The following is a 21269-nucleotide window of genomic DNA, read 5'->3' on the forward strand; positions in this document are numbered from 1 at the left end:
AGGAGTCAGAGGGTGGTGACCTGCACGCCGGCGACGGCGAGATCCTCCGGTCGGGGCGCCCTGGTGCCCGGCTGTGCTGCGGCCGCGGCGCCGTAGGCGACCGCGAGGGAGAGTCGTTCCGGCGGCGTGGCGCCGCGCGTGTGGGCGATCAGATACCCGGCGAGGGCGCTGTCGCCCGCGCCGACGGTGCTGCGCACCGCGATCGGCGGCGGCACGGCCGCCCACGCGCCGTCGGCGGTGACCAGCAGCGCGCCGGCGGCCCCGAGCGTGGCCAGGACGGTGGCGCCCGTGGCGCGGTGCAACTCCTCGGCGGCGGCCCGGGCCGGTGCGAGGTCGCCTGCGGCGGCGCGGGATTCGAACGCGGCGCCGGCGTCGGCGCCGAGACCCACCAGCTCGGCGAGCTCCTCGGAGTTGGGCTTGAGCAGGGCCACGCCGGGGATCGCCGAGGCGGCGAGCGCCGCCCCCGACGTGTCGACCGCGAGCAGCGGACCGTCGGACCGGGCGCCGAGGCGCCGCGCGAGACGCGCGTACCAGTCGTCGGGCAGGCCGGGCGGCAGCGAGCCGCACAGCGCGAGCCAGTCGGCACCGTCGGCGACGGAGACCACGACGTCCTCGAGGGCCCGCACCGCCTCGAGCGCGAGCGGCATCCCGGGCGCGTTGAGCTTGGTGGTGGTGCCGTCGGGCTCGGCGACGGTGATGTTGCTGCGCACCTCGTGGCCGACGGGCACCGGGATCGCGGGCACGCCGAGGCGCGCGAGGCCGACGAGCAGCGGGTCGCCCTGGTCGGCCGGCAGCACCGCGACGGTGCCGGCGCCCGCCGCGTGCACGACGCGGGAGACGTTGACGCCCTTGCCCCCCGGATCGGCCGCGGTGCCCCCGGCGCGCTGGACGGCGCCGCGCCGCAGCGGACCGCCCAGGGTGACGAGGCGATCCAGGCTCGGGTTGACGGTGAGCGTGACGATCATCGGGCGGCCACCGCGACCTCGACGCCGTGATCGGCGAGTGCCGCCGCGAGCGGACCGCTCGGCGGCGCGTCGGTGACCAGCACGTCCACCTGGTCGAACCCGGCGAAGGCGACGAGGCTCTCGCGGGCGAACTTCGAGGAGTCGATCACCAGGACCACGACGTCGGCGGCGCGGACCATCGCGGTCTTCACCGCGGCCTCGTCGTTGTCGGGCGTGGAGAGCCCGCGCTCGGCGCTGATGCCGTTGGCGCCCAGGATCGCCACGTCGGTGCGCAGGCCCGCGATCTCCGCGACCGTGCCCGCTCCCACCGCCGCCTGCGTGAGCCCGCGGACCCGGCCGCCCAGCAGCCGCAGCTCCACCGTCTCGCGGATGGACAGCGCGGCGGCCACCGGCACCGAGTTGGTGATCGCGGTGATGTGCAGGTTGGTCGGGACCTCGCGGGCGGCGGCAATGGTGGTGGTGCCCGCGTCGAACAGGACCGATCCGCCGGCCGGCGGGAGGTAGCGGCGCGCCGCGACGCCGATGGCGCGCTTGGCCTCGGCATTGGTGCCCTCGCGCTCACCCAGCCCCGATTCGGCGCCGGCGAGGACTCCGGCCGCCACGACGCCGCCGTGCACCCGCCGCACGCCGCCGAGCCGCTCGAGCGCATCCAGGTCGCGCCGCACCGTCTCCGGGGTCACGTCGAACCGCTCGGCCAACTCCATGACCGATGCGCGACCGCGGCCACCGACCAGCTCACTGATCGCGCGCTGACGTTCCTCCGCGTACATGGCCCCTCCGAGTTCGTGGGTTTCTGTGGTTATGGATTTGATTTTTCTGTTTTTACGCCTGTTTGTGTTGACAAGTCAAGAGGATTTCGTAATCTGTGTCACATGACTTCGCAACAGTCGACCGCGACCGGCCTCGCCACCCTCACCGGCACCCCCGTCGTGCCCGGGGTCGCCTACGCCCCCGTCATGTGGCCCGGCGCGCGCCCCGAGGTCCCGCCGCCCGTCGATGTGCCGGAGGGCGACCGGGACGCCGAGGCCGCGCGGTTCTCGTCGGCGGCGCACGCGGTGGCGGAGCGCCTGCGCGCCCGCGCCGCGCAGGCCCAGGGCGCCGCGGCCGAGGTGCTCGGCGCGAACGCGGGGCTCGCCTCGGACAAGGCCTGGATGGGCACCACCGAGAAGCTCATCCGCGCGGGCACGCCGGCCGCGAACGCGGTGGCCGCGGCCACCGAGCAGTTCGCCGACATGTTCGCCACGCTGGGCGGCCTCATGGCCGAGCGCGTGACCGACCTGCGCGACGTGCGCGACCGGGTGGTCGCCGAACTTCTCGGCAGCCCCGAGCCCGGCGTCCCGGTGCCCGAGGCACCGTCGATCCTGCTGGCCGACGACCTGGCCCCGGCAGACACCGCGGGCCTGGACCCGGCGCTCATCGTGGGCATCGGCACCCGGCTCGGCGGGCCCACCAGCCACACCGCGATCATCGCCCGGCAACTGGGCATCCCCTGCATCGTCGGCCTGGCGCAGGCCGGCACCGTCGACGCCGGCACGCCCGTCCTGCTCGACGGCGGTGCGGGCACGGTCACCGTCGAACCGGACGCCGCCGAGGCGCAGCGCCTGGTCGCCGAGTCGGCGCGGCAGGCGGCCGAGGTCGCCCGGTGGCGGGGTCCGGGCCGCACGTCCGACGGTGCGGCCGTCGCGATCCTGGCGAACGTGCAGGACGGCGCGAGCGCGCGGGGCGCCGCGGAGCGCGAGGTGGAGGGCGTGGGCCTGTTCCGCACCGAGCTCGCCTTCCTCGACCGCGCCGACGAGCCGTCCGTCGACGAGCAGGCCGCGTTGTATCGCGAGGTGATCGACGCGTTCCCCGGGCGGAAGGTGGTCATCCGCACCCTCGATGCGGGCTCGGACAAGCCGCTCAAATTCGTCGACCACGGCGAGGAGGAGAACCCCGCGCTGGGCGTGCGCGGCATCCGCATCGCCGAGGCCGACCCGGGCCTGCTCGAGCGGCAGCTGGACGCGATCGCCGCGGCCGCGGAGGGCGCCACCGCGCAGCCCTGGGTGATGGCGCCGATGATCGCCACCGCGGCCGAGGCCCGCGAGTTCGCCGCGCAGTGCCGCTCCCGCGGCCTGGCCGCCGGCGTGATGGTGGAGGTGCCGGCGGTGGCGCTGTGCGCCGACGCGGTGCTCGCCGAGGTGGACTTCGTCTCGATCGGCACGAACGACCTCACCCAGTACGCGATGGCGGCCGACCGGATGAGCACCGGGCTCGCGGCGCTCACCGATCCGTGGCAGCCCGCAGTGCTCCGGCTGATCGAGCTCACGGGCCGCGCCGGTACCGCGGCGGGCAAGCCCGTCGGTGTGTGCGGCGAGGCCGCCGCCGACCCGCTGCTGGCGTGCGTCCTCGTGGGGCTGGGCGTCGATTCGCTCTCCTGCGCGGCCGGGGCCGCGGCGGCGGTGGGTGCCCGCATCGGCGGGGTGACCCTGCAGCAGTGCCGCTGGGCCGCGGAGGCCGCGCTCGCCGCCGCCGACCCGCAGGCCGCGCGCGAGGCGGCAAGGTCCGCATTGTCCTGATACGTGTCGGCGCCGGGTGCTAGACCTGACACATCCCGGGCGCAGCGGGTGCCCGGCTACCGGCGAGGAGCCGTCATGATCGACCACCTCGGAATCAGTTGCGCCGACCTGACCGCAGCCACGCGGTTCTACGACGGGGTGCTGGCCGTGCTCGGCGCGAGCCGGCTCATGGACGTCGGCAGCGCCGTCGGCTACGGCACCGATCACGCCACCTTCTGGGTCTCCGGCGTCCCCGGCGCGTCCAGCCGGGAGACGCACGTGGCCTTCAGCGCCCCGGACCGCGCCACCGTCGACGCCTTCTACACCGCGGCGCTGGGCCTGGGCGCGGAGTCGCTGCACGCGCCGCGGCTGTGGCCCGAGTACCACCCCGGCTACTACGGCGCCTTCGTCCGCGATCCCGACGGCAACAACGTGGAAGCGGTCTTCCACGGCGGGTAGCGGTCGCCGCTCCGACGATGCCCGGGGACGCTCCGAACGCCCCCGGGAATACACCGGACCGCAGTCCGGTTATGCTCGATGAGTCAGCCACCGAGCAACCATCGAAGGAGTCATCCCCATGAGCAACGTTCTCGCCCCCGGCACCTACGTCGTCGACGCCGTCCACTCGTCCGTCGAGTTCTCCGTGCGCCACCTGATGGTGAGCAAGGTCAAGGGCCGTTTCGACGAGTTCTCCGGCACCATCACCGTGGCCGAGGACGGCACCGCCTCGCTCACCGCCGAGGTCGACGTGACGTCGGTCAACACCCGCAACGCGCAGCGCGACGCCCACATCCGCACCGCCGACTTCTTCGACGCCGAGAACCACCCGAAGGCGACCTTCGTCTCGACCGGCGTCGCGGAGAAGGGCTCGGACTACGTGCTGAACGGCGAGCTCACGCTGCGCGGGGTCACCAAGCCCGTGCAGTTCGACCTCGAGTTCCTCGGCACCAACCCCGGCATGGGCCAGGGCGAGGTGGCCGCGTTCGAGGCCAAGACCGTGATCACCCGCCAGGACTTCGGCATCTCCATCGACATGCCGCTCGAGACCGGCGGCAAGGTGATCGGCGACAAGATCACCCTCACCCTCGACATCGAGGCCCTGCGCCAGGCCTGATCCCCGCACGACGAAGCCCCCGTCACCGGCTGCGGTGCGGGGGCTTCGTCGTGCTCGGATCAGTAGTGGAACGTGTCCGACGGTGCCGGGGCGTGCTCGCCCTCGAGCCCGTCGGGCACGACGATCCCGTACGCCCGGGCCAGGTCGAGGATCTTGGTGGCGCGTGCGATGCGCGGCAGGTCCGAGCCGTTGCGGATCTCGCCGCCGTCGCGGTCGAAGTCGGCGAAGAACTCGCGCGACCAGCGGATGTCCTCGGGCGACGGGCTCAGGCCCTCGTTGACCGGGTGGCACTGATCGGGCGTGAGGCAGATCTTGCCGGTCATGCCGAACTCGGCGGAGACCGCGGTCGCCTCCGTCAGCAGCAGGCCCTTGGACCCGACGGTCGGCCCGTCGATCGCGCCCGGCAGGTGGGCCGCCTTCGCGGCGATGGTGAACCGCGAGCGGGCGTAGGCCAGCGTCGTCGGGTCGCCGCCGAAGCCGGTGTCGCGGCGGAAGTCGCCGATGCCGAAGGCCAGGCGGAAGGTGCCCTTCGCGGAGGCGATCTCGCTGATCCGCTCGAGGCCGCGCGCGGTCTCGACCAGCGCGACGATGAGCGTGTCCGGCAGCCGCTTGGCGGTCTCCGTGACGTGGTCCATCGATTCGACCATCGCCAGCATCACGCCGCCGAGGTGCTTCGCCCCGCGCAGCGCCTCCAGGTCGTCGGCCCACCACTGGGTGCCGAAGCCGTTGACCCGGACCCAGCCGTCGTTGGGCCGACCGTCGAGCTCGCGGTTCAGCCAGTCGACCACGTTGTCGCGCGCAGCCGTCTTGTCCTTCGGTGCGACGGCGTCCTCGATGTCGAGCACCACGATGTCGGCGCGGGAGCGGGCCGCGGCGTCGAAGCGCTCGGGCTGCGCGGCGTTGACCAGCAGCCAACTGCGGGCGAGCACGGGATCGATCCGGAAACCGAGGGGCTCGTCGACGTCGGTCGTGGGGGGCTGGTTCATCTGGGCTGCAACCTCGAGTCTGTCGGGCGGATTCGCTGAAAGAGTACCGATACGCCGGAAGGCCCCGGGCAACAGCCCGGGGCCTTCCTTGCGATCACGAACGCAGTGTCAGCTGTTGAACCAGCCGGTGCGCTGCATCTGCCAGACCTGGTCGCTCCAGTAGCCCCAGGTGTGGGTGCCCACCGACGAGAAGTCGTAGTGAGCGCTCACGCCGGCCTTATCGGCGGCGGCCTTGAAGGCCTCCGACTGCGACTTGGCGAGGATCTCGAGCGGCACGCCCTGGACGATGTCGGCCGGGGTCGGGTTCGGGGTGTACTTGCCGGGCTCACCGGTCGAGGCGGTGATCCACAGCTTGAGGCCCTTCATCCGCGCGACCTGCACGGTCGGGTCGTTCTTCGCCCAGTTGGCGTCGAACGGGCCGCCCCACATGTCGAGGACGTTGTAGCCGCCCGCGTCGAGCATGGCGACACCCACGGCGACCGGCATGCCGGGGGCGGAGGTGTTCAGGAAGCCCGACAGCGCAGCGGCGCGCTTGTAGACGCCGGGGTTGTTGGCCGCGTTGATGAGGGCGGCGCCGCCACCCATCGAGAGGCCGATCAGCGACAGGTTGCTGGAGAAGCCGCGCGACTTGATGTAGTTCGGCAGGCTGCTGGCCAGGAAGTTGCCCCAGGTCGCCTTGTAGGTGCCGTTGCCGTGCTTGGAGGTGTTCGCCCAGTTCGTGTAGAAGCTGGCGGTACCGCCGACGGGCATGACGACGTTGATGCCCTTCTGCGACAGGAAGGCGACGTTGGAGTCGCGCTCCCAGCCGGAGACGTCCTGCGTCGCGCGCAGGCCGTCGAGGAGCACCACGGTGGGCGCCTTGGCCGGGTCGGTGGTGGTCGAGGCCCACGAGCGGACCAGGACGTCCGGCATGCCGGCACCGTTGACTCGCTCGGACTTGAAGCCCTTGGGCGGGTTCTTGGCCGACCCCGGACCCCAAGCGCCGGCGACGCCGGCACCCATACCGGCGAGGGCGGGCACCATGGCCGCGGTGAGAACCGCTGCACCCGCTCGCTTACCCCAGGCTGCTCGCATTGCTGACCTCTCCTTTGTCACGCGGCGTCTCCGCGCAATAGCTTGTGGACGGGACCGGTGGTCGGGATCGACCAGCCTTGTCACAGCCGTCACTCTAACATCGGTCGTCACATATGTCACATGATTCACATCAGTCACATGTGTGACACTTTCCCTGGATCTCATCGAAATCACAGGCTCAGGCGTTACAGACACTCCCGGTTTCCTCAGGAAAGTCATCCACCTCACAATACGACAAGCGACCCCGTCCGTCCGAACGAGGCCGCCTGTCGTGTGATCTGTTCGTACAACCGCAGCGGATTACTTCGAGAACCAACCGGTGCGCTGCATCTGCCACACCTGATCCTGCCAGTAGCCCCAGGTGTGGGTGCCGGCCGGCGGGAAGTCGAAGTGGGCCTTGCTCAGGCCGGCGCGCTTGGCGGCACCCTCGAAGGAGCGCGCCTGCGACAGCGCGAGCCACTCGAGCGGCACGCCCTGGACGACATCGGCCGGGCCCGGGTTCGGGGTGTACTTGCCGAAGACGCCGTTACCGGCGGAGATCCACAGCGGCATGCCCTTGAGTCGGTTCACCTGCACGGTCGGGTCGTTCTTCGCCCAGCGGGAGTCGAACGGGCCGCCCCACATGTCGAGGCCGGCGTTGTAGCCGCCCGAATCGAGCGAGGCGATGCCGACGGCGATCGGGACGCCGGGGGCCGAGATGTTGGTCAGGCCCGACAGCGACGCGGCGCGCTTGTAGTAGCCGTTCGACTCGAGGGCGTTGATGATCGCGGCGCTACCGGACATCGACAGGCCGACCAGCGAGACGTTGTCGCTGAAGCCGAGGCTGCGGATGTACTGCGGCAGGCTCGTCTTCAGGAACGAGGCCCAGGTGTAGCGGTAGGGCTGACGGTTGGTCGACGACGGCGACTGCCAGTCGGTGTACCAGCTCGAGGTGCCGCCGACGGGCGTCACGACGTTGATGCCCTTCTGCGAGAGGAAGGCCACGTTCGAGTCGCGCTCCCAGCCCGAGACGTCCCAGGTGGCGCGCAGACCGTCGAGCAGCACGACGGTGGGGGCCTTCTTGGGGTCGGTGGTGGTGGAGGCCCAGCTACGGACCTTCACGTTCGGCATGCCGGCACCGTTGACGAAGGCCTGCTTGAAGCCCTTCGGGGGGTTCTTGGCGTTGCCCGGGCCCCACGCGTTCGCGGCGCCCGTGCCGGCGATCGTCAGTGCCGGAATGGCAGCCACGGTGACCGCGGCGGCGGTGGCCTTCTTGGCCCAGCCGTTGCGCATACGCATTCGAGACTCTCTTCCTCGTAAACTTTCGCCCGGTGGGCGCGTGCACCGCATGCATGGGCCGGTGGCCCGTCGGTACCACGGACAGGTGCCGTGACAGAGCAACGCACGCGGATCAGTGCTCGTCAGGCACTGTATGCCAGATCTCAGTTCCTGACAAACTCTTAGTCGCGGTGGCGCAGCGCCGTGTTACACCCTCCGGTGAAGGTAGTGCGCTACCGCTGGTCATCGCCGTACAGCAGGTGCTTTTCCGTCCGAATCGCGCTGTTTCCAGCTCCCTCGTACTCTCAGCTTGCACCCAGAATCGGGCCCATCGCCGGGGTTCCGGCGCACAGGTGACCCGCGTACCGTCGGGGCGTGTCGTTCTCCTTCCCCGCCCTCTCCGGCTCCCCCACCGAGCGCTACGCCGACCTCGCCTCGTACGCGAAGGCCCTCGTCGACGGCGAGCCCGACCGGATCGCGAACGCCGCGAACCTCGCGGCCCTGGTGAAGGCGCTGGTGCCGGACCTCAACTGGGTCGGCTTCTACTTCTTCGACGGTGCCGAGCTCGTCGTCGGCCCGTTCCAGGGCCTGCCCGCGTGCATCCGCATCCCGCTCGACCGCGGCGTGTGCGGCGCCGCCGCGCGCACCCGCACGACGCAGCGCATCGACGACGTGCACGCCGTCCCCGACCACATCGCCTGCGACGGTGCGACGAACTCCGAGCTCGTCGTGCCGCTGATCCGCGACGGCGAACTGATCGGCGTCTTCGATCTCGACAGCGAGCGCCCCGGGCGGTTCAGCGACGACGACCAGCGCGGCCTCGAAGCCGTCGCCGCGGTCTTCATCGACTCGCTGGCCTGAGCGCGGCACTCGACGTCGGTTCCCTCAGCCACCACGGGCAAGTTATACGCATAATTAATGAAGCATCTGCTACGTTAACCCCGTGGCGCGCCCCCCGAACCCGGACCGCCGGGCCGAACTGCTGGAGCAGGCGTCGCTGGTGCTGGCCCGCACCGGCGTCGTCGACACATCCCTGCGCACCATCGCCGCGGAGATCGGTACGAGTGCGCGCATGCTCGCGTATCACTTCCACTCCAAGGAGGAGCTGATCCTCGAGGTGCTCGCCGCCAAACAGGTCAGCGCCGCGGGTCCCGACCTCAAGCCCGTGCCGGACTCCCGCCAGGATCTGCGGGAGCAGGCGATCGCCGAGTGGGACTCGATGATGGGGCCGCACCGTCGCAGCGGGGAGCAGATCCTTCTCCAGGTCTTCGGCGCCTCCTGTGCCGACGACAGTCCGTACTCCGAGTACACGGCGACCACCTTGGCGATGCTGATCGAGCGCATGGTCGGCCGCCTCCGCGCACTCGGCGCTCCCGAGGACGTCGCGGCCACGCGCTCACACCTCACCATCGCCGCCATTCAGGGACTCGTCATTCAGCACTTCACCGGCCCGGACGGCGAAGCAGTCGCCCGTCGGGGCTACATCGAGCTCATCGACACGGTGGTGCTCGCCCCGTGGCGGAGCGAGCACCCGTCGAGCTAGTCCGACAGCCCACACCGGCGTTGAGAGCCGGAACCATCGCACTCGGGGAGGCCCCTTGCTCACGAAGCACCTGCGACCAGGCCCGCTCGGCGACCGCCTCCGGGCGGGGGTCCTCGGCCTGGTCGGGTTTCTCTGCGCCGTAGTGGTGCCGTTCCTACCGGTCCACCAGGATGCGGCTACCGTCACGTGGCCCGGTGAGGACGCGGTCAACATCGAGCTCCCGCTGGTCTCCTACTCCCCCACCTCGCTCTCGCTCACCGTGGGCGACCAGGCACTGCTGAGTACTGAGGGCACCGTGCTGACGACGGTCCCGTCCTCCGCGCCCGACTCCGGTCGTGACGGACTCATCGTGATGTCCGAGCAGCGCGACGGCGCGCGTCACGTCACCGTCCGCCTTCGCTCGAAGATCGTCTACGACGGGGCTCTGCAAGGACCGATACAGATCCGCAGCGACGCCGCCTCGACGCTCGTCCGCACCGGCGAGTTCCAGACGACACTCAGTGGTGACCACCGCCCGCAAGTAGTAGGGCTGTTCTCGACGACCCCACGCGAGGCCCTCGGCGGCAGCTCCGCCACCATCGACATCGACAGTCGCTTCTCCACCGGTCCGACCGCTGCGAAGGTGGCGCTGAGCGTGCTCGCAGTGCTGGCGTGGCTGGGGGCACTGTGGTTCCTGCACAGGGCGGACCTCGGCGACGGTCGCCGTGCGCGACGAATCCTGCCGGCGCGGTGGGCGCGGATCACCCGGCCCGATCTCGTCGTCGTCGGCCTGCTCCTCGCGTGGTACATGATCGGCGTCGGTTCCTCGGACGACGGCTACTTCAGCGGTATGGCGAAGACCTATCGCGGCGCCGGATACCTCGCCAACTACTTCGCCTATTTCGGAGTGCCCGAAGTACCGATCGGCATCCCGTACGTTCCGGCCCTCGCAGGCCTGGCGCAGATCTCCGACTCGGGATTGGTTCTGCGCCTCCCCTCACTGCTGTGCGGGCTGGGGTGTTGGTTCCTGATCAGCCGCGAGGTCCTGCCGAGAGTGGGGGTCCGCGGCCGACGCCGATCGATCGCGCTGTACACCGGGGGTTTGGTCCTGCTCGCCTTCTGGATCCCCTACAACAACGGGCTCCGGCCCGAACCCGTCGTCGCCTTCTTCACTCTGCTCTCATGGCTTTCGGTCGAGCGTGCGATCGCCACGCGCCGGATGCTGCCGCTCTGCGTCGCGGTGGGTGCTGGCTCGCTCGCGGTGCTCACCAACCCGGCCGGCATCATCTGCTTCGCCGGACTGTTGTCCGGGCTGGGACCGATCGTCGCCGGGTTCCGCGCTCGGTCGCTGTCACTGATGGAGCGGGCCGCCGTGCTCATGCCTGTGCTCGCTTCGGGCGTGATCACCCTCGTCGTCGTCTTCCACGGCCAGTCGGCCGCGTCCGTGTCCGCGATGCGCGCCGCGCACGGCGTCGTCGGCCCCAACATGCCGTGGTACACCGAATACACGGTCTGGGCAGAGCTGTTTCAACCGCAGCCCGACGGCTCGGTCGCCCGGCGGTTCGCCGTGTTGATCTTCCTCCTCGCGCTCGTCGCGGTCGTGGCGGCGCTCTGGCGTCGTCGGCGCATCCCCGGCCTGGCGTCGGGCCCGGTCGGCCGGCTGGCGTTCACCGCGGTGCTGTCGTTGTTCCTGATGTCCTTCTCCCCCACGAAGTTCACGCATCACTTCGGATCGCTGGCGGGGTACGCCTCCGCGGTCGCCGTCGTAGCGGCTGCAGTGAGCGCACCGGCCGTCGTCCGGTCCCTGCGCGACCGCCTGATCCTCCTCGGCGCGGTGACCGCCGTTCTCGCGATCTGCTTCACCGCGACGAACGGATGGTGGTACGTCTCCAGCTACCACGTGCCGTGGTGGGACAAGCGGATCTCCGTCGGCGGGGTTTCCGTCGGGTCGATGGTGTTGGTCCTCGCCCTCGCGTTGTTCGTCGCCGCGGGCTGCGTCCATCTCAGCGCGCGGCACGACGACTCGAGGGTGCAACGACTCGCAGGTGGCCTCTCCTCACGGGCGTTCGCCCTGTCCGCCGCACTCATCGTCACGGTGTCGTTCACGACCATGACCAAGGCGGCCGTCGCGCAGTATCCGGCGTTCTCAGTCGGGCTGTCCAACGCGCGTGCGCTCGGCGGCGACCCGTGCGGGCTCGCGGATTTCGTCGACGTCGACCCGGACCCCGGTGCATCTTTCCTCGAGCCGGTGGAGGGCTCCCCCGAATCCGCTCTCGGCTCCGGCACCCACGACGGCTTCAGAAGCACCGGAGTCGCCTCCGATCTCGGCTCCGACAAGTCCTCCACGAATTCGGCCACCGTCGGGCAGTCCTTGGGAAGCACCGGAACCACCACGTCGGACGACGACAGCGGCGACGGCGCGGCGCGCCGCAGCTCCGGCGCCCGAGTCGCCCTCCCCTTCGGCTTCGACGCTGCGCGTGTTCCCGTGTTGGGCAGCTTCGGTTCTCGAGGGCAGCGGAAGTCACTGGTGAGCGGGTGGTACCGCATTCCCCGCGATGCCGACGGCACACCGCGAGACAAGCTCCTGACGATGGCGGTCGCTGGTCGGATCGCGTCCGTGGACGTCAATGGCGATCCGGTTGCCGGCCAACGACTCGTCTTCGAATTCGGCCGCGAGGCGACACGGGAACCGGTCGCGTCCGGACCCGTCGCGCCCGAAGACCTGGCCGGGATGCAGCCCGCCTGGCGCGATGTCCGTCTCGACACCAGGAACATCCCCGCTGGTGCGGACGTCGTGCGGATCCGCGCCGATGTCGACTCGGCTGACCCTCAACAGTGGATCGCCGTCACTCCGCCGCGCATGCCACGTCTGCAGTCCCTGCAGGACTATGTCGGCCGCCAATCACCCGTCCTGCTCGACTGGCTGGTCGGAGCCCAGTTCCCGTGCCTGGCCCCGATGCCGCATCAATACGGCGTCGCCACGATCCCCGAGTTCCGTGTACTCCCGGACAAGGGGGCCGCGAAGATGACCACCAACTGGCAGAGTCACTCCTCGGGCGGCCCGCTGGGCTACACCGACCTGCTCACCACGCCCGTCGAGGTACCCACGTATCTGCGCGACGATCCTCGTCGTGATTGGGGAAGCCTCCAGCGCCTGCGCAAGCGGCTCCCCGCCGAACCCGCCTCCCTGGAGATCCGTCGCGAAACTCGCTCCGGCCTCTGGAGTCCGGGCCCGCTGAACTACGGCATCCGCTAGCGGCGGCGCCACCGGATCACTCATCCCCCGACCGCGGCGGTCGATCTTTCCGCTCCACCTCGCGGACAGATCGACCGGGCACCTCGGGTGCGGCAAGCCGTTCGCACCCTCACCGCGCGAGCGCACCCGGTACGCCGGGTGCGTCGGGGTGAAGCGGGTGCGAACGCGCCTCGGCCCCGCGGACTGCGCCATCGGGGGCCGACGGACCGGGCTCGGCGGGCGGCGCACCGTCGGCCCTCCCTAGCGGGACGTCCAATGCCCCCACGTTCGGCTCTCCCTAGCGGGACGTTCACTGCCCCCGCGTGTCGTGCACTCCCCACGTCCATGGACCTGGGGAGGTGGCCGCCCCGCTAGGGAGCGGCACGAGCGCAGCGAGCGAGCGCTAGAAGCCGCGGCCGGGGTTGAGGAGGTTCTTCGGGTCCCAGACGGCCTTGATGCCGCGGTGCAGTTCGAGGACGTCCTCGGAGAGTTCCTCGCCGACCCAGCGGGCTTTGAGGACGCCCACGCCGTGCTCGCCGGTGAGGGTGCCGCCCAGCGACAGTGCCGCCTGGAATACCTCGTCGGCGGCGTCCCAGATGGCCTGGGGCACCTCGCGCTGGTCCTTCGGGTAGATCAGGGTGGGGTGCAGGTTGCCGTCGCCCGCGTGCGCGCAGGTGGGGATGTCCACGCCGTACTTCGCGGAGATCGCCTCGATCCGCGCGAACATCTCGGGCAGCTGCGAGCGCGGCACACCCACGTCCTCGGAGAAGATGTTGCCCGCGTGCTCGTAGGCGTGGAAGGCGGCGCGACGCACGGCGAGCAGCTCGGCCGCCTCGACGGGATCGTCGGAGACCACCGTGTAATGAGCACCGGCGGCGTCGAACTCGCGCGCCAGCACCGCGGCGTCCTCGGGCGTGGTCCCCTGGCCGATGAGCATGGCCCGGGTCTCGTCCTCCAGGCCGAAGGGGCGCAGCGCCTCGACGCACTCGAGCGTGCGGCGGTCCATGAGCTCCATGAGCGCGGGCACCACGCCCGTCCCCACCACGGCGGCGACCGCGGCGGCGGCGCTCACCACGTCCGGGAAGGACGCGGCAACCGTGGTCGGCGGGATCACCGGCGCCGGACGGAGTTTGACGGTGACCTCGGTGACGATGCCGAGCGTGCCCTCGCTGCCGACCAGCAGTTGGGTGAGGTCGTAGCCGGTGACGCCCTTGACGGTGCGCCGGCCGGTCTTGATGATCCGCCCGTCGGGCAGCACGACGGTGAGCCCGAGGACGTACTCGCGGGTGACGCCGTACATGACGCAGCGCAGGCCGCCGGCGTTGGTCGCGACGTTGCCGCCGATGGAGCAGATCTCGAAGGAGGACGGGTCCGGCGGGTACATCAGCCCGTGCTCGCGGACCGCGCGATCGAGGTCGGCATTGATCACACCCGCCTCGGCGATCGCGTACTGGTCCGCGACGTTGATCTCCTTGACCGCGTTCATCTTCGCGAGCGAGATGATCACGCAGCCCTCGATGGCACTGGCGCCACCGGCGAGGCCGCTGCCCGCGCCGCGCGGCACGATGACCACGTCGTGGGCGTAGCACCAGGCCGCCGCGGCGGCCACGTCCTCGGTGGTCTCGGCGAGCACCACCGCGAGCGGGACGGCGCCGTGGACCGGCGAGCAGTGGTCCACGGCGTAGGCCGCCATCACATCAGGATCGGTGAGCACCGATCCGGTGAGCTGCGGGAAGTCCTGCGGGAGAGCCATTTACATCGGCATGAGGTAGGTGCGACGCGGCACGCGCTGCAGCTCCTTGTCGCGCAGCTGCGCGAGCGACTTGCGGATGAGCAGGCGCGTGTCCTTGGGCTCGATCACGCCGTCGATGTAGCCGCGCTCGGCCGCCAGCCACGGCGTGGCCATGAACTGGTTGTAGAAGTCGATGAACGCCTGGCGGATCGCGGGGCCGTTCTCGCCGGCCTCCTCGATCTCGCGCCGCTTGATGATCGCGGCGGCGCCCTCGGCTCCCATCACGGCCAGACGCGCCGTCGGCCAGGCGTAGACGAAGTCGGCACCCAGCTGCTTGGAGCCCATCACTGCCCACGCGCCGCCGTAGGACTTGCGCAGGATGATGGTGACCTTCGGGACGGCCGCCTCGACGTAGCTGAAGATGAACTTGCCCGAGCGGCGGATGGTGCCGATCTTCTCCTCCTCGACGCCCGGCAGGATGCCCGGCACGTCGACGAGGAAGACCAGCGGGAGGTTGAAGGAGTTGCACAGGCGCACGAACCGCGCCGCCTTCTCCGAGGCCTGCGTGTCGAGCGTGCCGGCCATGTGCATCGGCTGGTTCGCGACCACGCCGACGGACTGGCCGTCGACGCGGGCGAAACCGGTGACGATGTTCGGCGCCCACAGCTCGGCGTACTCGAGGAAGTCGCCGTCGTCGAAGACGCGCAGGATCACGTCGTGGATGTCGTAACCGGCGGTGTCGGCGTCCGGCATGATCGTCTCGAGCGAGAGGTCCGAGTCGGTGATCTCGGGCTCCATGCCCGGGTTGACCAGCGGCGGACGCTGGTGCACCGAGTCCGGCATGAAGCCGAGGTAGCGCTTGACCCAGTCGAAGGCGGCGGCCTCGTCGACGGCGACGTGGTGCAGGTTGCCCCACTGGGCCTGCTTGACCGCGCCACCGAGGTCCTCCGCGGACGTGGTCTCACCCGTGGTCGGGCGGATCACCTCGGGGCCCGTGACGAACATGTAGGTGTTGTCCTGCACGCCGACGAGGACGTCGGTGTTGGCGGGCGCGTAGACCGCGCCGCCGACGCAGGTGCCGAGGATCATCGAGATCTGCGGCACCTGGCCGCACAGGCCGTCCTGGTGCCGGCCGAGCTCGGCGTACCAGGCGATCGACGTGGCCGCGTCCTGGATGCGGGCGCCGCCCGAGTCGTTGATGCCGACGACGGGCAGGCCCGCGGCCGCCGCGAAGTCATACAGCTTGACCATCTTGCGGCCGAACATCTCGCCGACGGTGCCCGCGCCCACGGTCTGGTCGTGGCTGAAGGCCGCGACCTTCCGGCCGTTGACCAGGCCGTAGCCGATGACCACGCCGTCCTTGATCTTGTCGTCGCCGGGCGACTTCGCGAGCTGGTCCAGCTCGACGAAGGTGCCCTCGTCGAACAGCATGTGCATGCGCCCACGTGCGCTGGGCAGGCCCTTCGCGTCGCGGCGGGCCTTCGCCCGCTCGCTGCCGGGATCCTTCGCCGCCTCGAGGCGGCGGTACAGATCCTCGAGCTTGCCCGCAGTGGTGCCGAGGTCGACCTGGTCCGATACGTCCGTCACGTCTGTCACCCTATCCCCTGCTCGGAGCTCACCGGCCGCCGTCGGCCCGGTTGAGCTCGTCCGTCATGTGCGTCGCGATCTTCCCGATGTACGGCTCGTCGATGAGCTGCAGGTGGTCGCCGCCGATCTTGACGATCCTCAGGTCCTCGACCACCGGCGCCCAGCCGCCGTCGGGCGCGATGTCCGCGAAGTTCGGCTCCAGCTCGATCGCACCGTCGTGCATGCGGTCGGCGCGGTAGAGCGTCACCGTGCCCCCGAACCGGCCGTAGTCGGCGGGGTTGACCTTGATCAGCATGCGGTTGTCCACGAAGGACGTGCGCTGGTGCTCGATCATCGACGTCGGGATCTTCTTGTCGGACAGCTGCACCAGCTCCATGATGATCCGGAACTGGCCGTCGTCGTCGGCCGCGGCGAGGCGATCCATCGGCAGCTCGATCTCGTCGCCGATGTCGTAGTTCTTGCGGGCGAAGCGCTCCCAGCGCTCGAGTCGCGCACGCTTCTCCGCGGGCTCGTCGGTGAGCGGCACCGTCGGCGCCACCACGTCGAGCAGGCCGACGTACTCGACCTCCCGGCCCTCGTCCTCGAGGGCGCGCGCGAGCCCGTAGGCGAAGGCGCCGCCGAGGCTCCAGCCCGCGAGCCGGTACGGCCCCTCCGGCTGGATCTCCTTGAGCTTGGGCAGGTACTGCGCGACCCGCTCCTCGATGTCGCCCTCGATGCGCTCGAAACCGTAGATCGGCAGATCCTCCGGCAGCTTGCGCAGCAGAGCCTCGTAGGCGGTGGTGTTGCCGCCGGCCGGGTGGAACAGGAACAGCGGCTTGCGATCCGTGTTCTCCGGCTTGCGCAGCGTGCGGACGAAGCCCTCCACCGGGGTGGCCTCGTTCATGACCGCGCCCACGTAGGTGGCCATCTCCTCGATGTTCTTCGAGTCGATGACGTCCTCGATGTCGATCTCGCCGCCGGCGCGCTCGGACAGGCGGGCGGTCAGCTTCTCCGCGACGTCCTCCGAAAGCACCTCGAGCTCGTTGAAGACGCCGCCCGGGGACGTGCCGACCACGATCGCGTAGGTCGCGAAGGTCAGGCGCTCCGCCGCATCGCGCGGGGGCACGCCGTCGCCCACGGCCTCGGCGACGGCCGCGCCGTCGAGCAGGTCGGGGGTCTCGGCCGCGGCCTTCTCCTCCGACGGTGCCGCCTCCTCGGCCGGAGCCGGTGCGGCCGAGGGGTTCTCGGCCTTGGCCGCCGCCTCGGCCTTGGCGGCCTTCATCATCTCTGCGAGCTGGCCGGCGTCGGCGAGCTCACCGCTGCCGGACTGGTGCTCGGCGAGCGCGTCCACCTGATCGCGGTGCTCGACGGCGTACTCGACGAACTGCACCACGTCGTTGAAGGACGCGTCGCGCACCGCCTGGATCTGGATCGGCGGGATGTCGAACTCGTACTCGGCGCGGTTCTTGATGCGCATCGCGATCAGCGAGTCCATGCCCAGGTCGATCAGCGGGATCTCCTTGGGCAGGTCCTCGATCTCGAAGCCCATGGTCTCCGCGATGATCACGCCGAGGCGGTGCTCCACGGTCTCCCCCGTGTCCGGGGACCACTGGTCGGCGCTGCCCTCGGGGGCCGGCGCCTCGGTCTCCTCCGAGACGGTGATCTCGGGCTCGGCCTCCTCGAGCTCGTCCGCCTCCTCCACCGCGGGCGCGGCCCGGGTGATGAGCGGCGCGGCCGCGGTGCCGGACGCCTCGCCGGCGACCACGACGGCGTCGAGCAGCAGGCGGAAGCCCGTGCCGGTGACATTCGTCCCGCTCGCTCCGCTCCCGGCGCCGAGGTTCTCGTGTACCTGGATCGACGCGCCGCCGGGGTGCGGCGTGAGCGTGGTGGTGAGCGTCCGCCCGTCCTTGGGGTCGCCGTGCTCGACCGCCGCGGTGACCGCGGCACCGTCGAGCACCTGCAGGGCGGCGTTCTTCGCCACGTCGATCAGCGGGACCCGCGTCCCGTCGCCGAGGGTGAGCGCGGCCGCGTCGAGCTGCCAGACGTGCCGGCCGTCGGGCAGCGCGACGTGGCCGCCGGGGACCATGCTCGAACCGCCGTCGGGCAGCTTGGTCTGGATCCAGATGTGCTTGCGCTGGAACTTCGTCCGCGGGACCGGCGCGTACCGGCCGGGGCCGAACAGCGACGCCACGTCGACGTGGTGGCCGCGGGCGAAGACGGTGGCGAGCGCCGTCATGATGGTGCCGGGCTCGTCCTCCTTGCGCTTGAGCGTCTGCACCAGCGCGGCGTCCTGGATGCCCGAGCCGAAAGTCACTGCGGCGACGGAGATCAGGGTGATCGGGTTCGGCGAGAACTCGATGAAGGTGCGGTACCCGGCCTCGACCGACTTCTCGACCGCCTGGGTGAACCAGACACTGTGCCGCAGGCCCTTGATCCAGTAGTCCACGTCGTGCACCGGCGCGTGGCCCGCCTTGTAGAACTCCTCCTTGTTGACGGTGGAGTACATCGGGTAGTGCAGCGCGTGCGGCTCGATGCCCATGAGCTCGGCCTGCAGCTCGCCGAGCAGCGGATCCATCTGCGAGGTATGGGATGCACCGCGGGTCACGAGCTTGCGCGCCATCAGGCCCTTGGCCTCGGTCTCCTCGACGATCTTGTCGATCACCTTGCCGGGGCCGCCGAGCACGGTGTGCGTGGGCGCGGCGTAGACGCAGATCTCCAGGCCCTCGTAGTCGCCGAGCACGGTCTCGATGTCGTCGGCGCTGTACTCGACGAGCGCCATGAAGCGCTCCATCTCCTCGGGCAGCATGGCCTCGCCCTCGCCCATCAGGCGCGAGCGGTTGCAGATGACGCGAACCGCGTCCTCGAGCGAGAGACCGCCGGTGACCCAGGCGGCGGTGGCCTCGCCCATGGAATGGGGAAGCACCACACCGGGTTCGATGCCGTGGTGGCGGAACAGGCCGACGAGGGCGACCTGGATGGCGAAGATGCCCACCTGGCCGGTCTCGATGTGGAAGGTCTGCTCGTCGTCGGTGATCATGTCGGCGTAGTCGTCACCCGACTCGTCGATGATCAGCTCGTTGACCTCGTCGAAGTAGTGCTTGAAGACGGGGTTCTCGAGGTAGAGCTGCTTGGCCATCTTGCGGTGATGGCTGCCGAAGCCGGAGAAGATGAACGCCGGGCCGGTGGCGTCGGGCTGGTTGGCGGAGATGACGTTCGGGGCGTTCTTGCCCTCGGCGATCGCGCGGAATCCCTTGATCGCCTCGTCGAGATCCTTGGCCATGACCACCGAGCGGACGCGGCCGTGGTTGCGGCTGGCGAGGGTGCGGCCGATCTCGGCGAGCGTGTACTGCTTCGCCTCGTCGGACTCGAGCCACTCGAGCAGCTCGGCGGCGGCGGCCCGTCGGCGCGACGGGACGTAGGCCGTGAGCACGAGCGGCACCGCGGCGCCCTCGACGGTGGCCGCGTGGAACGCGGGAACGCCGTTCGCGGCCTCGTCGCCCTCGGTCTCGCCCTCGACGATCTCGGGCGCGACGTACTCCTTGATCACGACGTGGGCGTTGGTACCGCCGAAGCCGTTGCCGGTGACGCCGGCCAGCTTCGCGCCGGAGTACTTGGGCCACTCCGTGTTCCGCGCAGCCATGAGCAGGCGGTTGGCCTCGAACTGGATGTACGGGTTGGGGCCCGCGAAGTTCAGCGAGGCGGGGATCTGCCCGTGGCGCATGGAGAGCAGCACCTTGGCGACGCCGGCGATACCGGCGGCGGCCTCGAGGTGGCCGAAGTTGGTCTTCGCCGAGCCCAGCAGCAGCGGCTTCTCCGCCTCGCGGCCACGGCCGAGCACGCGGCCGATGGCGTCGGCCTCGAGCGGATCGCCCAGGATCGTGCCGGTGCCGTGCGCCTCGAGGTAGTCGACGGTGCGCGGGTCGATGCCGGCGTCGATGTAGGCGTCGCGCAGGTTGGTCACCTGCGCCTCGGGGTTCGGGGCGAAGATGCCGTTGGACTTGCCGTCGGAGGTGACGGCGGAACCGGCGATGACGCCGAGGATCTCGTCGCCGTCGCGCTCGGCGTCGGCGAGGCGCTTGAGCAGCACGACGCCGCCGCCCTCGGCGCGGATCATGCCGTTCGCGTCGGAGCTGAAGGCCTTGATCTTGCCGTCCGGGGCCTGGGCGCCGAGGCTGTCGAAGCCGAGGGTGACGGCGGGAACGATGAGCATGTTCACGCCGCCGGCGACGGCCATGTCGGTCTCGCCGTCGCGCAGGCTGCGGATCGCCTGGTGGATCGCGACCAGCGACGAGGAACACGCGGTGTCGACGGCGACCGAGGGGCCGTGGAAGTCGTAGAAGTAGGAGACGCGGTTCGCGACGATCGAGGTCGACGTGCCGGTCAGGGCGTACGGGTTGGCCTTCGTCGGGTCGGCGACGGCCAGCATCTGGTAGTCGTTGGCGGAGCTGCCCATCCACACGCCCGTGCGGGTGCCCTTCACCGAGCTCGGGGGAATGTTGGCCTGCTCCAACGCCTCCCAGGTGAGCTCCAGCGCGAGCCGCTGCTGCGGGTCGACCATCTCGACCTCGCGCGGGGTCATCTGGAAGAACTCGGCGTCGAAGGAGGCCACGTCGTCCAGGTAGCCACCGAAGGTGTTCGCCTCGTCGAGCACGGCCTTCAGGCGCGGGTCCTGCTTGAACTCGAGCCAGCGGTCCTCGGGCAGATCCGTGGTCGCGTCGCCGTTCCCGATGAGGAACTCCCACGTGGACTCGGGCGTCTCGCCGGCCTTCGGGAAGCGGGTCGCGAGGCCGACGACGGCCACGTCGTGCACGCCGCGGTTGTTCTCGAACTCCTCGCCCCGGTCGTACTGCGCCGCCTCGGCCGCGAGATCGTCGTCGGAGACCACCGGGTCACCGTCGATGATGCGCTGGCTGAGCAGCGCGATCGTCGGGTGCTGGAAGGCGACGGTGGCCGTCAGCTGAACCCCGGTGAAGTCCTCGATGTCCGACGCCATCGAGACCGCGTCGCGCGAGCCCAGGCCGAACTCGTCGAGCGACTTGTCGTCGGTGATGTTCTCCAGCGGCTGCTTGGTGGCGTCGGCGATCCATTGCCGCATCCACGCGCGCAGTTCCTCGAGGCTCAGATCCTCGCGGGCCTTGCCGGTCGGGCCTTCATGGGGGGTGTACTCGTTCTCAGCCATGGTGTTTCTACCCTTCGCGTCGAGACCGTGGGTTACGCAGTCGCGGGAGATGAAGTTGTGATGTCGGCGCGCCCGGTGAGGCGCGGTTGCAGCAGGGTTCCGCCG

General features: G+C 70.4%; 14 protein-coding genes. 6 read left to right on the forward strand and 8 right to left on the reverse strand.

The annotated features are described in order from the left end of the window. Positions 1-5 precede the first annotated feature (5 nt). Entirely contained in the window at positions 6-965 is a 960-nt protein-coding gene (locus tag BLQ62_RS22295) for a 1-phosphofructokinase family hexose kinase (protein ID WP_068563913.1), read from the reverse strand. Then, entirely contained in the window at positions 962-1735 is a 774-nt protein-coding gene (locus BLQ62_RS22300) for a DeoR/GlpR family DNA-binding transcription regulator (RefSeq protein WP_068530663.1), read from the reverse strand. The genes BLQ62_RS22295 and BLQ62_RS22300 overlap by 4 nt, the downstream gene beginning before the upstream one ends. 102 nt (positions 1736-1837) lie before the next feature. On the opposite strand from BLQ62_RS22300, the gene ptsP reads away from it, so the two are divergent. The 3 genes from ptsP (at position 1838) to BLQ62_RS22315 (ending at position 4613) form a co-directional block, all read left to right on the forward strand. After that, a complete protein-coding gene (gene ptsP, locus BLQ62_RS22305) occupies positions 1838-3520 on the forward strand; it encodes a phosphoenolpyruvate--protein phosphotransferase (RefSeq protein WP_068563911.1) in 1683 nt (560 codons plus the stop codon). Positions 3521-3595: 75 nt separating this feature from the next. Continuing rightward, positions 3596-3958 carry a VOC family protein gene (locus tag BLQ62_RS22310; RefSeq protein ID WP_068530657.1) on the forward strand — a complete coding sequence of 121 codons (363 nt, stop codon included), beginning with the start codon at positions 3596-3598 and terminating at the stop codon, positions 3956-3958. Between the two features lie 118 nt (positions 3959-4076). Continuing rightward, a complete protein-coding gene (locus tag BLQ62_RS22315) occupies positions 4077-4613 on the forward strand; it encodes a YceI family protein (RefSeq protein WP_068530653.1) in 537 nt (178 codons plus the stop codon). 59 nt (positions 4614-4672) lie between these two features. On the opposite strand, the gene BLQ62_RS22320 is transcribed toward BLQ62_RS22315, so the two are convergent. The 3 genes from BLQ62_RS22320 to BLQ62_RS22330 form a co-directional block, all read right to left on the reverse strand. After that, the gene (locus BLQ62_RS22320) at positions 4673-5599 is read right to left on the reverse strand and encodes an HpcH/HpaI aldolase/citrate lyase family protein (protein ID WP_068563909.1); all 927 of its coding nucleotides are present in this window, start codon (positions 5597-5599) and stop codon (positions 4673-4675) included. Between the two features lie 108 nt (positions 5600-5707). Then, positions 5708-6673: an alpha/beta hydrolase gene (locus tag BLQ62_RS22325; protein WP_068530649.1), complete on the reverse strand. Its 966-nt coding sequence runs from the start codon at positions 6671-6673 to the stop codon at positions 5708-5710. 300 nt (positions 6674-6973) lie between these two features. Then, entirely contained in the window at positions 6974-7951 is a 978-nt protein-coding gene (locus tag BLQ62_RS22330; protein WP_082756175.1) for an alpha/beta hydrolase, read from the reverse strand. A 354-nt stretch (positions 7952-8305) separates the two neighbouring features. On the opposite strand from BLQ62_RS22330, the gene BLQ62_RS22335 reads away from it, so the two are divergent. The 3 genes from BLQ62_RS22335 (at position 8306) to BLQ62_RS22345 (ending at position 12708) form a co-directional block, all read left to right on the forward strand. Then, on the forward strand, positions 8306-8791 hold the full coding sequence (locus tag BLQ62_RS22335; protein WP_068563905.1) for a GAF domain-containing protein: 486 nt from the start codon (positions 8306-8308) through the stop codon (positions 8789-8791). Between the two features lie 82 nt (positions 8792-8873). After that, entirely contained in the window at positions 8874-9473 is a 600-nt protein-coding gene (locus tag BLQ62_RS22340; protein WP_068563903.1) for a TetR/AcrR family transcriptional regulator, read from the forward strand. A gap of 55 nt (positions 9474-9528) precedes the next feature. Continuing rightward, positions 9529-12708 carry an arabinosyltransferase domain-containing protein gene (locus BLQ62_RS22345; protein WP_082756172.1) on the forward strand — a complete coding sequence of 1060 codons (3180 nt, stop codon included), beginning with the start codon at positions 9529-9531 and terminating at the stop codon, positions 12706-12708. A 382-nt stretch (positions 12709-13090) separates the two neighbouring features. Here the strand turns inward: BLQ62_RS22345 and BLQ62_RS22350 are convergent, their stop codons facing one another. The 3 genes from BLQ62_RS22350 to pks13 are packed head-to-tail and all read right to left on the reverse strand — an operon-like array spanning position 13091 to position 21164. Beyond that, positions 13091-14440: an FAD-binding oxidoreductase gene (locus BLQ62_RS22350; RefSeq protein WP_068563899.1), complete on the reverse strand. Its 1350-nt coding sequence runs from the start codon at positions 14438-14440 to the stop codon at positions 13091-13093. Further along, positions 14441-16015 carry an acyl-CoA carboxylase subunit beta gene (locus BLQ62_RS22355; RefSeq protein ID WP_082756171.1) on the reverse strand — a complete coding sequence of 525 codons (1575 nt, stop codon included), beginning with the start codon at positions 16013-16015 and terminating at the stop codon, positions 14441-14443. It lies immediately after the preceding gene. Between the two features lie 19 nt (positions 16016-16034). Next, positions 16035-21164: a polyketide synthase Pks13 gene (pks13, locus tag BLQ62_RS22360; protein ID WP_068563894.1), complete on the reverse strand. Its 5130-nt coding sequence runs from the start codon at positions 21162-21164 to the stop codon at positions 16035-16037. Between the last annotated feature and the right edge of the window lie 105 nt (positions 21165-21269).

Origin of the sequence: Tsukamurella pulmonis (assembly GCF_900103175.1) — a bacterium.
Taxonomy (GTDB): Bacteria; Actinomycetota; Actinomycetes; order Mycobacteriales; family Mycobacteriaceae; genus Tsukamurella; species Tsukamurella pulmonis.